Raw genomic sequence first — 13,916 nt, forward strand, 5'->3', positions numbered from 1 at the left:
AGGCGGTCGCGGGTTGCGGTTCAGCCGGACAAAACGTGTCGGAGAGGCGACAGGCCGGCATAACGTACGGACGCGACGGAGCCCCCGACGTCAGGACCGCGCAGGTCCGACGACGAGGGCTCCGGGGTGCTCCTCGGGCGGCCGATCAGCCGCCCGGGGTGGCGCTCGGCGACGGCGGCGGCGCGCTACCGCTCGGGTTGGCGGCCTGCTGCGCCTGCTGGAACGCGGTGAGCGCCTCATCCAGCGCCTTGAGCGCGCGACCGTACCGCTCGAAGTCGCCGGAGGTCTGCGCGGCGCGGACCTCGGTGATGGCGGCCTGCACCCGGTCCGCGGCAGTGGCCAGCGGGCCGGTCGGCGGCGGGTTGGTGCTGCCCGGCGTCGGCGTCGCGCTCGGGGTCGCCGTCGGCGACGGGTTGGTCGGGTTCCCACCGGTGGTCGGCGGCGGCGAGGTGCCCTGCCCGGCCTTCTTACCCTGCTCGACCAACTGCTTGATGCCGTCGTTGATGTTGTCGGCGAGCGCCACGAACGAGCCGCCGTCACCGTAGGAGAGCAGCACCTTCTGCAACAGCGGGTACGCGTCCTGCTGGTTGCTCTTCACGTAGACCGGCTCGACGTAGAGCATGCCGTCGGCGAAGGGCAACGAGAGCAGGTTGCCGTACTGCACCTGCGCCTGGTTGCTGGAGAGCAGGTTGAGCTGCTGGCGGATGTTCGCGTTGTTGGTCATCTGCTGGTGTACCTGCACCGGCCCGGAGATCCGGGTCTGGTCCGGCAACTCCAGCACCTCCAGCCGGGGCTTCCCGTCGATGTACGACCCGGAGATCAACGCGGCCAGGTTCTGCCGGCCGTTCGGGGTGACCGCCGAGGTGAGCTGGAACCGGGGACTCTCCTGGCCGGGGAACTGGGTGAACAGGTAGTACGGAGGCTGCTTCTGGCCGCTGTCCGGCGCGTCGGGCACGTTCGGCACCTGCCAGAAGTCCTGCGCGGAGTAGAAGTCGCCCGGGTTGGTCACGTGGAACTTGGTGAGCAGGTTGCGCTGCACCTTGAACATGTCGGCCGGGTAGCGCAGGTGCTCCGTCAGCTCGACCGGGATGTCCGCCTTCGGCTTGATCAGGTCCCCGCCGAACGCCTTGTTCCACGCCTTCAGCACCGGGTCGGTGTCGTCGTACTCGTAGAGCGTCACGGTGCCGTCGTACGCGTCGACGGTTGCCTTCACCGAGTTGCGCATGTAGTTGACGTTCTCCCGGGCCAACTGGAAGGTGCCCCGGTTGGTCAGCTCGTCGGTCGTCTCGACCTGGAGGTTGACCCGCTCGGCGTACGGGTAGGTCGCCGCCGTCGTGTAGCCGTCGACGATCCACTGCACCCGGCCGCCGACCACCGCCGGGTACGGGTCGCCGTCCAGGGTGAGGAACGGCGCGACCTTCTCCACCCGGTCCCGCGGGTTACGCACGTACAGCAGCTTGGAGTCCTTGTTCACCGCCTCGGAGAGCAGGAAGTTCGACTCCTGCTCCTTGATGGCGTACAGCAGCCGCCGGGTGAAGGAGCCGATCTTGACGCCGCCCTCGCCGGTGTAGGTGTAGGACTCGCCGCCACCATCGCCGACCGGCCTGTCGAACTCGGCCTTCTTGTTCGGGTCGGCCTGCCCGACGATCGCGTAGTCGTCGGCCGCCATCCGCTCGCCGTAGTAGATGCGCGGCTGCTTGGCAGGGATCTGCTCGGTCTGCGAGGAGCACGCCTCCTGGGTCTTCTCGCCGAGGAAGCCGGAGACGAAGAACGGCTGCCCGCCGCACACCACCTGGTTCGCCGGGGCGGCCACCAGGCCGTATCCGTGGGTGTAGACGGTGTGCCTGTTGATCCAGGTGTTCTGCTGGTCGGTCAGCTCGCCGTAGTTGATCTCCCGGACGCCGACGACGTAGTCGGAGGTCTTGCCGTTCACCCCGTACCTGTCGATGTCCAGCTTGGGGCCGAAGTCGTAGAAGCCCCGCACCTGCTGAAGCTGCGTGTACGTCTCGCTCACCAACTGCGGGTCGAGCAGCCGCACGTTCGACACCACAGACGTGTCGGTGGCCAGGTTCCCCGGTGGGGTGAGGTTGCTCGCCGCGTACGGGGTGGTCTCGGTGGCGCCCAACCCGAACGCCGCCCGCGTGGCGTCGATGCTGCGCTGGATGTACGGCGCCTCCTTGTCCTTGGCGCTCGGCTTCACCTCGAAGGTCTGCACCGCCCAGGGGTAGATGCCGCCGATCGCCACCGCGGAGACGCCGAGCAGAGCGAGCGAGATGCCCGGCCAGACCAGGTTCCGCATCCAGGCGTTGGAGAACACGATGATCGCGATCGCCACGACGATCGAGATGTACGCCAGGATCTCCTTCGCCGGCAGCAACGCGTTGACGTCGGCGTAGCCGGCGCCGTACAGCTTGGCGCCCTCGTTGTACTCAAGCAGCATCGCGCGACGGTCCAGCACATACGCCAGGGCCTTGAGCAGCACGAACACCGCGACGAGGGTGCTCAGGTGAGCGCGGGCCGCGTTGCTCATCCGGTCCCCGATGCCCTGCAGGCGAACCCCGCCGAAGAGGTAGTGCACCGCCAGCGCGCCGATCAGGGCCAATACCACGGCGGTGAAGCCGACACCGAGCAGGTAGCGCCAGAACGGCAGCTGGAAGACGTAGAAGCCGATGTCCACCCCGAACTCCGGGTCCTTGACCCCGAAGTCACCACCGTTGCGGAACAGCAGCCACTGGTTCCACCGACTCTGCGCGGACAGGCCGGCGAAGATCCCGACCACGGCGGCGGTAAGCGCGATCCAGGTGCCGAGGCGCGGGCTGAGCGCCATCCGGTAACGCTCCAGGGTGGCCTGCTCCACCGAGTGCGGCCGCAGCCGCGGACGCAGCCGGTAGGCCAGCCACAGGTTGCCGCCGACGATCACCGCCATGCCGAGACCGATGACGAGGAACAGCATCAGCCGGGTGACAAGCACACCTGTGAAGACCTCGGTGTAGCGGACCTCGTCGAACCAGAGCCAGTCCGTCCAGGCTTGGACACCCCAGCCGAGCAGGGTGAAGAGCACGAACACCCCGACCAGGACAGCGATGGTGACGCGGCCGCGCCGGCTCATCCTCGGCAGGGGGCTGCTGCTACGCATTACCACTGTTGGCTCCGCACGCTCGATGTGATCGGCTCCGATCAGGCACCCAGAGTACGGGGTGTTTCTGAACGTGTCGGGGCACGGTCAGGCGGGTCAGCAGCGGGTCGGCTGACCACCGGCGCGCAGCGTCTCCAGAGCGGTAAGCGCCTCGTCCAGCGAGCCCACCTTCAGCAACGGCAGGTCGGGCTGCGGATTGCGGACCGCCTCGGCGCAGTTGTCGGCCGGCACGAGGAAGACCTTGGCCCCGGCATGCTTCGCACCGACCAGCTTCTGGGCGATCCCGCCGATCGGGCCGACAGTGCCCTCGTCGTCGATGGTGCCGGTGCCCGCGATGACCTTCCCCCCGGTGAGGTCGGCCGGTGTCAGCTTGTCCACGATGCCCAGGGCGAACATCAGGCCGGCGCTCGGGCCACCGATGTCCCCCAGGTCGATGCCGAGCGTGAACGGGTGCGGCTGCTGCTGGTCGATCTCGACGCCGATCCGCGGCCGGCCGTCCTGCTCGCGGCTCGTCACCGTCGCGGTGGCCGCCGCGCCGTCGCGCGTGTAGTCGATCCGCAGGGCCGTACCGGACGGCTTGGCCCGGATCAACTCGGTGACCTTGGCGGCCACCGGCACCGGCTGGCCGTCCACCGAGGTGACCACGTCGCCGACCTTGAGCACCCCGGCGGACGGACCGTCGGCGGCGACCGTCTTGATCACCACCTGCACCGGGAAGCCCAGCTCACGCAGCGCGGCGGTCTCGGCGCTGGTCTGCGAGACCTTGAAGTCCTCGGCGTTGCGCTGCTCGACCTGCTCGGTCGACTCCCCCGGCGGGTAGACCAGCTCACGCGGCACCACCGCCTCGTCGTCGGAGAACCAGCCGGCGATCGCCGAGCGGAGCCGCACCGTTGGCTGCACCCCCACGGTCGTCAGCCGGAGCTGGCCCGCCGACGTGGACGTCTCCCGGCCGGTGACCTGGATGACCTCCTTGCCGTCGGCCGTGCCGAGGGTGTTGACCGTCGGGCCCGGGCCGAGCACCACGTACGGGATCGGCACCCGGAGCACCCCGATGCTCAGCAGGGCGGTGAACAGGGCACCGAGCAGGACCGTCAGGCCGCGACGTCTCATGCGCCAGAGCGTACCGATTGCTCGGGTCCCGCCCGACGGATGCGGCGTGCGACTTCGCCCTCAGCGCAACGCCAGCGGCGGCTACCTGGGGCGCGGCCCGCGTACCGTAGACGTCGTGCCTGATATTCCGTTCGGTTTCGCGCTCCCGGGTGGTCAACCACCAGACCCCAACGATCCCGCGCAGATGCAGCAGTTCATGTCGCAGTTGCAGCACCTGCTCTCGGCGCCGGGCAGCGGGCCGGTCAACTGGGACCTGGCCCGGCAGGTGGCGGCCAGTCAACTCGCCGCCGCAGGCGACCCGGCGGTCTCCCCGTACGAGCGCAACGCGGTCGAGGAGGCATTGCGCCTGGCCGACCTGTGGTTGGAGCCGGCCTCGTCCTGGCCGTCGGGCATCCAGTCCCCGGTCGCCTGGAACCGCAATGAGTGGATCTTCAAGACGCTCGACGTGTGGCGCAAGCTCTGCGATCCGGTGGCCAGCCGGATGGTCGGCGCGATGGGTGACCTGGTGCCGCCGGAGGCGCGCGCCCAGCTCGGCCCGATGCAGTCGATGGTCGCCAGCCTCGGTGGCGCGCTCTTCGGCGGTCAGCTGGGCCAGGCCCTCGGCTCGCTCGCCGCGGAGGTGCTCTCCGCCGGCGACATCGGGCTGCCGCTCGGCCCGGCCGGCACGGCCGCGCTGATCCCGGCCAACATCCGCGCGTACGGCGAGGGCCTGGAGCTGCCCGAGGACGAGGTACGCCTCTACGTGGCGCTGCGCGAGGCCGCCCACCAGCGGCTGTTCCAGCACGTCCCGTGGCTGCGCGGGCACGTGCTCAGCGCCGTGGAGATGTACGCCTCGGGCATCCGGGTCAACCGTGAGGCGATCGAGGAGGCGATGGGCCGCGTCGACCCGACCGACCCCGAGTCGATGCAGGCGATCGCCCTGGAAGGCATCTTCACCCCTGAGGACAGCCCGGCGCAGAAGGCCTCGCTGGCCCGGCTGGAGACCGCGTTGGCCCTGGTCGAGGGCTGGGTGTGCCACGTGGTGGACAGCGCGGCAAAGGACCGCCTGCCCAACGTCGTCCGGCTGGGCGAGGCGTTCCGTCGCCGCCGGGCCGCCGGCGGCCCCGCCGAGCAGACCTTCGCCGCGCTCGTCGGCCTGGAGCTGCGTCCGCGCCGGCTGCGCGAGGCGGCGGCCCTGTGGGCGGCGCTCACCGAGCACCGCGGTATCGAAGGCCGGGACGCCGTCTGGGGCCACCCCGACCTGCTCCCGTCGGACGACGACTTCGCCGACCCGGTGGCCTTCGCGATGAACGACATGGACCTGAGCGAGCTCGACAGCTTCGACTTCACGGCGCCCGGTGGGGCCCCGGAGAAGGCCCCGGGCCAGCCCGACGAGACCGAGGGCGACACCAACTCCGACGGCGACAGCAAGGCCTGACGCACACGTCCGGGTGCCCGCGCCACGCGGTGGCGGGCATCCGGCGCGCGTCCGCCCCCGGGTTGCCGATCAGCGAAGCGGCTGATCGAGTGGGGCGCTCGGTTGCCGACCAGCCGGAACGCCGGCGCAGCGCGCCGCCGCCGACCAGCCCGAACCGCCGACCAGCGGGAGGAGCGCGTGTTGCCTGGTCAGGTCGGGCGGCCCGAGCCGGACAGCAGCGCGCGGGTGGCCTCCCAGCCCTCGAAGGCCGGATCCAGAGCGGCGAGGTCGGCCGGGCCGCGCTGCCGCCGCCAGCCGGCCGTGACGGCGACGTCCCCGGGCGCGGGAGCACCGGCTCGGGCGTCGGCCGGCGTCGCCGTGTCCAGGTCGAGCGGGGGCAGCCACTCCGGCACGGGCAGTCGTACGGCCACTCCGAGCAGACCCGGGCCGCCGCCCTCCACCGGAGCGACGGCCACCGACCGGGTGGTGAGCGGACGCAGCAGCTTGCCGACGGTCAGCGCGGGCAGGTCGGGCACGTCAGCGGAGAGCACGGCCGCCTGGTCGTAGCCGTCCAACGCGGCGAACACGGCGTTCGGCGTCGGCTCGGCCACCTCGTACACCGCCGTGCCGGGCCAGACCAACGCGTCGGCGAGGGCTCGGTCGGCGGGGGTGACCGCGACCGCGACCTCCACCTCGTTGAGCGTGGCGAACAGGTCGATGACGTCTTCTGCGAGAGCCGCTCGCCATTCGGCCCGGTCGACGCCCGGCGGTGACCAGGAAACCGGCCCGAGCAACGCCACTACCACCCGTCGTGCCACCCCCCGACCCTAGCGCCCACCCCGACCACAGCCGCACGGTGATCGGCTCGCCTTCCTTGAAATCGTGGTATTCGGAAGGCATCGACAGCGCGGTTTTCAGGAACACGAGTCGATCTAGGCCGATCACGTGCTGGAGACTCGGGGTCTGTGGATCAGGTGGGGACGGGGGCGCAGGAGGCGGCGGCGACGCCCTCGAGGTAGCCGCGGGCGCGTTCCGACTTGGGGTAGCGACCGACCAGCGCCCAGAAGCGGGCGTTGTGGCTGGGCACGATGAGGTGGGTCAGCTCGTGCAGCAGCACGTAGTCGATGACCCAGTCGGGCATGTCCTGGACACGGTGCGAGATGCGGATGCTGCGGTCGGCGGGGGTGCAGGAGCCCCAGCGGCCGTTCTGGTTGGTGACCCAGCGGACGCTGGCGGGCACCGCCTTCGCGCCGTACCCGCCGAGGTAGAGGTCGATCAGGCGGGTGGCGCGGGCGACCAGTTCGTCGTCCGACCGGGCGAGCCGGCCCTCGCGGGCGGCGAGTCGCGCCAACATGCGGTCGACCCACTCGCTCTCCTCGGCTCGGGAGAACTGGTCGGGGATGAGGACGACCACCCGCTCACCGTCACGGTACGCAGACACCGTGCGTCGCCGACGCTGGCTGCGCCGCACCTCGACGACCGGCTTACGCGTCCCCGCCATCACTGGCCCGCGCAGCCTCGGCTACGTGTCACGAAGGAAAGCTAATGCGTACTGACCAGGGGTCCGCAAGAGTCAACCGCACGACACGCGCCCAAAAAATGGTGATTGGTCGCCCACCGTCCCGAAAATTTCTTGGGCCGGCGGTCACCGGGACGCCGCCGGGCCGTCTCGTCACCCACCGTGTACGGCGGTGGAGCGATGCCGGGCGGCACCCCTCCACCGTAGGTGATCACCGTCCTCGGTGCAGCCGCAGGGGCACTCGCACGGGTGGCTGTGAGGGTTTGGTCGGCGTGTCCCCGCCAAACTGACTTATCCGACCTATTTCGCCATGCACACTCTCGACGTCGACTTGCTCACAGTGTCGATGCACAGCTGACATGGAACCGCCCAGACCTGGGTAGGGTCCGCGGACCAGCGGTCACGAAGGTGGCCGTGGAGTGAGACCCAGCGCCGGCGCCCCGTGTGGCCCGCCGCAGGGCAACCCGCCGGGACCGTATTGACCGGCGGACGAGACGAGGAGGGCACCGTGGCCGACCAGGCCCAGACCTACAACGGTTACTGCGTGAAGTGCAAGGAGAAGCGGGACTTCGAGGGGCACGTGGAGGTCTCGAAGACCGGTATGAACATGGCCAAAGGCAAGTGTCCGGTTTGCGGCACAACAGTGAACCGGATTCTCGGCAAGGCGAAGGTCTGACCCGTACGGATCAACGGGGGGCGGGACGGCCGCACGGCCGTCCCGCCCCCCGTTGACGTCCCGGGGCAGGCGACCTGTCGGGTGCGCGACACCACATCCGGCGGCCTGTGGATAACCCGGCAGATCCTGTGGACAAGGCTGGATACGGCCTCGAAGGCCTGTGGACAACGATCGACCGAGCGCAGGGAAGCGGTCACGATTCGTCACCATGAGCCCTAGCGCGCTGCCCCGCCCCACGCTTCTTCCCGGCCTCAGCCGGCTCTGGCGGGATCGGCACACCCTCCAGATCGGTGTCGGTCCCGGGCCCGCAGTGCTGGTGGAGCTGGCCAATCCGCGTACCGCCGCCGTGCTCGATCTGCTGGACGGCACCCGCAGCGAGCGGGACGTGCTGACCCAGGCGAGCGTGGCCCAGGTCGCCACCGACGACGCACGTACGCTGCTGGACGCCCTGCGGTCGGCGGGCCTGTTGGTGCCGGCGCACAGCCTGCTCCCCCGCGACCTGGCCGGGCCGGTCCGCGCCCGGCTCGCCGGCGAAGCCGGAGCGTTGGCCCTGGTCGCGGCCCGGCTGCCCGGCACTCCCGCACAGGTCCTGCGTCGCCGACGGGCGGCCCGGGTGCTGCTCACCGGCGCCGGTGCGCTCGGCGGCCCGCTGGCGATCGCGCTGGCCCAGGCCGGTGTCGGGCAGGTGATCCCACAGCTCACCGGCCCGGTGCGGCCAGTCGACCTGGTCGGGACGGGCATCCCCGCCACCGAGCTGGGCCGGCCGCTGGCCCCGGCGATCCGGACGGCGGTCGACCGCGCGGCACCGGGAACCGGCACCCACCCGGTCCGGGCCACCCGGGTTGACCTGGTGGTCCAGCTCGGCGCGGACCGTCCGCCCGCGTTGCTCGCCGCCGGTCTCGCCCAGCGCCGTCAACCGCACCTGCTGGTGACCCTCCGCGAGGGCGTACCGGTCATCGGGCCGTTGGTCCGCCCACCTGCCGGCCCCTGTCTGCGCTGCGTCGAGCTGCATCGCGCCGACCGCGACCCGGCCTGGCCGGGGCTCGCGGCCCAACTCGCCGCGGCCGAGCCGGTGGCCGCTGGCTCGACCGGCACCCTGCTCGCGGCCATCGGGTACGCGGTGGCGGAGGCTCTGGCGCACCTCGACGGCGGTCACCCCGAGACGCTGGGCGGCGCCATGGAGATCACCGGAGCGGGCCGGTTCCGCCGCCGAGGTTGGCCGCCGCACCCGGCGTGCGGGTGCTCGACGAGCCGGGTGTACGCACCAGCCCGGCCGCAGAGCAGCAGCGGAGCCCTCCGGTCGGTAACAATGGCGAAGTGACCGACATCCCGCGCCGGGCCGTGTCCCGGACCGCCAAGCTCGCCGCTCTGCCGCTCGGCTTCGCCGGCCGGACCGTCCTCGGCATGGGTAAGCGCGTCACCGGGCTCGCCTCCGACGTGATCTCCGCGGAGATCCAGCAGCGTACCGCCGAGCAGCTGTTCAGCGTGTTGGGCCAGCTCAAGGGCGGGGCGATGAAGTTCGGCCAGGCGTTGTCGGTCTTCGAGGCCGCACTGCCGGAGGAGATCGCGGCGCCGTACCGGCAGGCGCTGACCAAACTTCAGGAGGCCGCGCCGCCGCTGCCGGCCGCGAGCGTGCACAAGGTGCTCGCCGAGCAGCTCGGCCCGGACTGGCGCGATCGGTTCGTCGAGTTCAACGACACTCCGGCGGCGGCGGCCAGCATCGGTCAGGTGCACCGGGCGCGGTGGCGTGAGCCGGGGTACGGCCCGTCCGGCGAGCCGAACAGCCGCGACGTGGCCGTCAAGATCCAATATCCGGGCGCCGGTGACGCGCTGCTCTCCGACCTCAAGCAGCTCTCCCGGCTGGGCGGGATGTTCCGGGCGATCCAGCCCGGCCTCGACGTCAAGCCCCTCCTCGTCGAGTTGCGGGAGCGGATCACCGAGGAGCTGGACTACGAGCTCGAGGCCGAGTCGCAGCGCACCTTCGCCGCCGCGTACGCCGACGATCCGGAGATCTTCATCCCGGAGGTGGTCTCCGCGTCGCCCCGGGTGTTGGTCACCGAGTGGGTGACGGGCACACCGCTCGCCGACATCATCCGGGAGGGCACCGAGGAGCAGCGGGACGAGGCCGGCCGACTCATGGCCACGTTGCACCTCTCCGCGCCGCAGCGGGCCGGCCTCCTGCACGCCGACCCGCACCCGGGAAACTTCCGGCTGCTGCCCGACGGCCGGCTCGGGGTGATCGACTTCGGTGCGGTGGCCCGGATGCCCGAGGGCACTCCGGAGCCGATCGGCCGCATCGCCGGGCGTGCCCTGCGCGGCGACGCGGACGGGGTGGTGGCGGGCCTGCGGGACGAGGGGTTCATCGGTGCCACCGACGAGATCGACGCCGAGGGTGTCCTCGACTTCCTCCGCCCGATGCTGGAGCCCATCGCGGCCGACGGGTTCCGCTTCACCCGGGCCTGGCTGCGGGCCGAGGCGGGTCGACTGGCCAGCCCTCGCTCCCCCACCTACCAGCTGAGCAGGCAGCTCAACCTGCCACCGTCGTACCTGCTCATCCACCGGGTGACGCTCGGGTCCATCGGTGTGCTCTGCCAGTTGGAGGCGAAGGCGCCGTACCGGAGCATCCTGGAGCGCTGGCTGCCGGGCTTCGCGCCGGTGGCCTGAGCGGGCCGGGTCGGGACGTCACGAAGGGCGGGTGCCGGTCGGCACCCGCCCTTCTGAGTTGGGGTGGTACTAGAGAACGCCCAGGTCGCGCGCCGACTGGTTGCGGCTGTTCATGGCGACGGTACGGGCGGATCGGGTTGCCTCAGTGCTCGTGGTGGTACGACCGGCCTGAGGCCGGCGCATTCGAGCCCTGGTCAACGCTTCGTGGAGTAGTTGCATCTCGAAGGCTCCACTCGGAACGTTCAACATCGTTTTCTCACTCACTGCCGGTGTGCCACCGGCGTAGTTGGTACGGGTCGGGAACATGTCAGGCTGCCAGCCGGACCGCGCCACGCACCTCGGACAGCCCACTGGCCGCCAGGCGCGCCTCGGCCTCGACCCGGAGCTCGGCGTCACGAGCGACGTCCTCCTTGCGCGGACGGCCACGGGGCCGCTTGCGCGGGACGACCGCGCCACGCTCGAAGATCTCGCCGCCCCAGACGCCCCACGGCTCCGCTCGCTCCACCGCCCCGGCCAGGCACTCGACGCGCAGCGGGCAGTCCCCGCAGAGCGACTTGGCCAGCTCGAGCTCGGCAGGCGAGTCGGAGAACCACAGGTCGGGGTCGAACTTCCGGCAGGGCAGGTTCGCCTCCAGCTCGACGCTCACATCGAGGGGGGCCAACGCCAGACTCATCTCCCGGTCACCTCTCTCTCACTTCGATCTCGTGGATCGCATTCCGACGTACTTCGGCGGGGCAAAAAACTGAGGCCGCGGATCCCGGTAGCGGGTTCCGCGGCCTCGAGGTGAGCCGGTGTCTGAGAATCAGACTGGTCTACCTCGAGGTGGAACGCCGCGGACATCCGTACGCTTCTTGGCGCCATTGATGTCCATGCCCGTGCTGCCACTGGTCCCCTCGACTCCGGCATTCGGTGCGACGGCCAGGATCAGCTCGGCCTGAACCTGGTGCACCTGCGGAACCGACGGTCGTGCGGCCGCGAGGGCCACCCGGACAGCCGACAGCGGAGCGTGGACAGACGGCATCGCCGTCAGACGCTCATAGGTGAAGATCTCCACGGTGGCCACCTCCCTCACGTTCCTCGAATCGACTGGACCAACCCCCGTGAGCAGCCGGAATGGCGCCGCTCGCGTGGTGTGTTCTGAGGCTATTCCTCGCCCCGGGGCGAGGGCAAACGAATTTACGACGAGATTTCGAAAGTTTTCTCCGGGCAGACGTCGTCCACCCCCGCGCCCTGCACGAGCGCCAGCACCGACTCCCCGTAGAGGCCCAGTTTGCGAGGGCCGATACCGGCGATGGCGATCAACTCTTCCGGCCGGCCGGGACGCCGCTCCGCGAGCGCGGTCAATGTGGCGTCGGTGAACACCACGTACGCCGGGACCTTCTGCGCGCCGGCCACCCGCTGCCGCCACTCGCGCAGTCGTTCGTGCAGCTCATCGTCGATGTCGGACGGGCAGGTGGGGCATCGACCCAGCTTGCGGTCGGGGCCGGCGAGCAGGGTGGCGCCGCAGATCCGGCAGGACACGATCTGCGTCCGGCGTCGTTCGGGACGGCGCGCGGGACCGGCGGAGGCGCCGGCCCGCTCGGTGCCGCCGGAGCGGTCCAGCTGGGGCAGGAACCGCGACGGCCGCCGGGCCCGCCCGCCCGGCGAGCGCGCGGCGGCGTACGACAGCCAGAGCCACTGCCGCGCGCGGGTGATTCCGACGTAGAGCAGCCGGCGCTCCTCCTCGACCTGCTCGACGGTCTTGGCGTACGTGGTGGGCAGGGTGCCCTCGGCGAGGCCGACCAGGAAGACGGCGTCCCACTCCAGCCCCTTGGCCGAGTGCAGCGACGCCAACGTGACCCCGTCCACCGTCGGCACGTGCTGCTGGGCGGCCCGCCGGGCCAGCTCCTCGGTGAAGTCGGTGAGGGTGACCGGGCGCTCCACCGACGCGGCCTCGCCGATCGGCACCACCTCGGGGGTGGCCGCGTACTCCTCGGAGAGCTGGACCAGCGCGGACAGCGCCTCCCAGCGCTCGCGGGCGGCGCCGCCGGCCGGGGGCGCGTCGCGGGCCCAGCCGACAGCGGTGAGCGCCTCGATCACGGCGGTCGGCAACGGCGTCTCCCCCGGGATCGAGCGGGTGGCCGACCGCAGGGCGACCATCGCCTGGCGCACCTCGGCACGTTCGAAGAACCGCTCCGCGCCCTGCACCACGTACGGGACGCCGGCCTCGGTGAGCGCCTTCTCGTACGCCTCGGACTGCGCGTTGACCCGGAACAGCACGGCGATCTCCTTCGCCGGGGTGCCCGTGTCGACAAGCGACCGGCAGCGCGCGGCCACCGCGTTCGCCTCGGCCGGCTCGTCGGTGAAGATCCGCAGGTCGGGTTCCGGTCCCGGGGGGCGCTGCCCGCTCAGCTCCAGCCGCAGCCGGGCCTCGGTGCCCCGGGCCTGGGAGATCACCGCGTTGGCCAGCCCGACGACCTGCGGGGTGGAGCGGTAGTCGCGGACCAGCCGGACGACAGTGGCGTTGCGGTGCCGGCGGGGGAAGTCGACCAGGTACGCCGAGGTCGCCCCCGTGAAGGAGTAGATGGTCTGGCTGGCGTCGCCGACCACTGTCAGGTCGTCGCGGCCGGCCAGCCAGGCCTCCAGCAGCCGCTGCTGGAGGGGGTTGACGTCCTGGTACTCGTCGACCACGAAGTGTCGGTACTGGGTGCGGATCTGCTCGCCGACGTCCGGGTGTTCCTCGATGCCCCACACCGCGGCCCGCAGCATGTCCTCGAAGTCGATCACCCCGTTGGAGCGTTTGAGCTGCTCGTACGCGGTGAACACCTCGGCGACCTTCGCCGGCTCGTGCGGGGTGTCGCGCAGCGCCCGGGCCGCCGACACGACGTAGTCCCCCGGCTCGACGAGCGACGACTTGGCCCACTCGATCTCGCCGGCCAGGTCCCGCGCGGCCGCCCGGTCGGTCCGCAGGCCCACCCGGGCGGCGGCGAGGGTGACCAGCCGCACCTTGCTGTCCAGCAGCTCGGGCATGGCCCGGCCCGCCAGCAGGCGGGGGGCGAAGTACCGCACCTGCCGCAACGCCGCGGCGTGAAAGGTCCGCGCCTGGACGCCGCCCACCCCGAGCACGGTGAGCCGACTACGCATCTCGGCGGCGGCGCGGGCGGTGAAGGTGACCGCGAGCACGTGCCGGGGGGAGATCTCCCCGGAGAGCGCCCGGTGGGCGATCCGGGAGGTGATCGCGCGGGTCTTGCCGGTGCCGGCGCCGGCGAGAATGCAGACCGGACCGGCGGGTGCGGTCACCGCGGAGCGCTGCTCCGGGTCGAGCCCGGCGAGCACCTGTTCCGACGCTGAGTGAACCACCACAACCAGGAATCATCTCAGCTCCTCCGGACGTTGTAGCGAACAGCCTCGGCTTGATCCGCAAGCCGGCGGTCAG

11 protein-coding genes are annotated in these 13,916 nt (G+C 71.2%); 4 read left to right on the forward strand and 7 right to left on the reverse strand.

What is annotated here, in order from left to right; translation table 11 throughout:
* Positions 1 to 145: 145 nt before the first annotated feature.
* The gene (locus AB0K10_RS05095) at positions 146 to 3,136 is read right to left on the reverse strand and encodes a UPF0182 family protein (RefSeq protein WP_363680091.1); all 2,991 of its coding nucleotides are present in this window, start codon (positions 3,134 to 3,136) and stop codon (positions 146 to 148) included.
* 96 nt (positions 3,137 to 3,232) lie between these two features.
* A complete protein-coding gene (locus AB0K10_RS05100) occupies positions 3,233 to 4,246 on the reverse strand; it encodes a PDZ domain-containing protein (RefSeq protein WP_363680093.1) in 1,014 nt (337 codons plus the stop codon).
* 184 nt (positions 4,247 to 4,430) lie between these two features.
* Between AB0K10_RS05100 and AB0K10_RS05105 the strand changes: the two genes are divergently transcribed.
* Positions 4,431 to 5,663, forward strand: a complete 1,233-nt coding sequence (locus tag AB0K10_RS05105; protein ID WP_363680515.1) for a zinc-dependent metalloprotease — start codon at positions 4,431 to 4,433, stop codon at positions 5,661 to 5,663.
* 188 nt (positions 5,664 to 5,851) lie between these two features.
* Here AB0K10_RS05105 and AB0K10_RS05110 read toward each other — a convergent pair whose 3' ends face one another.
* Positions 5,852 to 6,460 (reverse strand): hypothetical protein, encoded by a 609-nt coding sequence (locus tag AB0K10_RS05110; RefSeq protein ID WP_363680095.1) that lies wholly within the window; start codon positions 6,458 to 6,460, stop codon positions 5,852 to 5,854.
* Positions 6,461 to 6,612: 152 nt separating this feature from the next.
* Entirely contained in the window at positions 6,613 to 7,143 is a 531-nt protein-coding gene (locus tag AB0K10_RS05115; RefSeq protein WP_363680097.1) for a M48 family metallopeptidase, read from the reverse strand.
* Between the two features lie 526 nt (positions 7,144 to 7,669).
* Here AB0K10_RS05115 and AB0K10_RS05120 point away from each other — a divergent pair.
* The 3 genes from AB0K10_RS05120 (at position 7,670) to AB0K10_RS05130 (ending at position 10,501) form a co-directional block, all read left to right on the forward strand.
* Positions 7,670 to 7,837, forward strand: coding sequence for a DUF5679 domain-containing protein (locus tag AB0K10_RS05120; protein WP_007464795.1), 168 nt, complete (start codon positions 7,670 to 7,672; stop codon positions 7,835 to 7,837).
* Positions 7,838 to 8,045: 208 nt separating this feature from the next.
* The gene (locus tag AB0K10_RS05125) at positions 8,046 to 9,158 is read left to right on the forward strand and encodes a hypothetical protein (RefSeq protein ID WP_363680099.1); all 1,113 of its coding nucleotides are present in this window, start codon (positions 8,046 to 8,048) and stop codon (positions 9,156 to 9,158) included.
* Positions 9,155 to 10,501 (forward strand): AarF/ABC1/UbiB kinase family protein, encoded by a 1,347-nt coding sequence (locus tag AB0K10_RS05130; RefSeq protein WP_363680101.1) that lies wholly within the window; start codon positions 9,155 to 9,157, stop codon positions 10,499 to 10,501. The genes AB0K10_RS05125 and AB0K10_RS05130 overlap by 4 nt, the downstream gene beginning before the upstream one ends.
* 307 nt (positions 10,502 to 10,808) lie before the next feature.
* On the opposite strand, the gene AB0K10_RS05135 is transcribed toward AB0K10_RS05130, so the two are convergent.
* The 3 genes from AB0K10_RS05135 to AB0K10_RS05145 all read right to left on the reverse strand — a co-directional run bounded on the left by AB0K10_RS05135 (position 10,809) and on the right by AB0K10_RS05145 (position 13,843).
* Positions 10,809 to 11,174: a WhiB family transcriptional regulator gene (locus tag AB0K10_RS05135; RefSeq protein ID WP_007464802.1), complete on the reverse strand. Its 366-nt coding sequence runs from the start codon at positions 11,172 to 11,174 to the stop codon at positions 10,809 to 10,811.
* A 129-nt stretch (positions 11,175 to 11,303) separates the two neighbouring features.
* Positions 11,304 to 11,555 carry a hypothetical protein gene (locus AB0K10_RS05140; protein ID WP_363680103.1) on the reverse strand — a complete coding sequence of 84 codons (252 nt, stop codon included), beginning with the start codon at positions 11,553 to 11,555 and terminating at the stop codon, positions 11,304 to 11,306.
* Positions 11,556 to 11,677: 122 nt separating this feature from the next.
* Positions 11,678 to 13,843, reverse strand: a complete 2,166-nt coding sequence (locus AB0K10_RS05145) for an ATP-dependent DNA helicase UvrD2 (RefSeq protein ID WP_363680105.1) — start codon at positions 13,841 to 13,843, stop codon at positions 11,678 to 11,680.
* Between the last annotated feature and the right edge of the window lie 73 nt (positions 13,844 to 13,916).

This window comes from Micromonospora sp. NPDC049274 (assembly GCF_040678875.1).
Taxonomy (GTDB): Bacteria; Actinomycetota; Actinomycetes; order Mycobacteriales; family Micromonosporaceae; genus Micromonospora.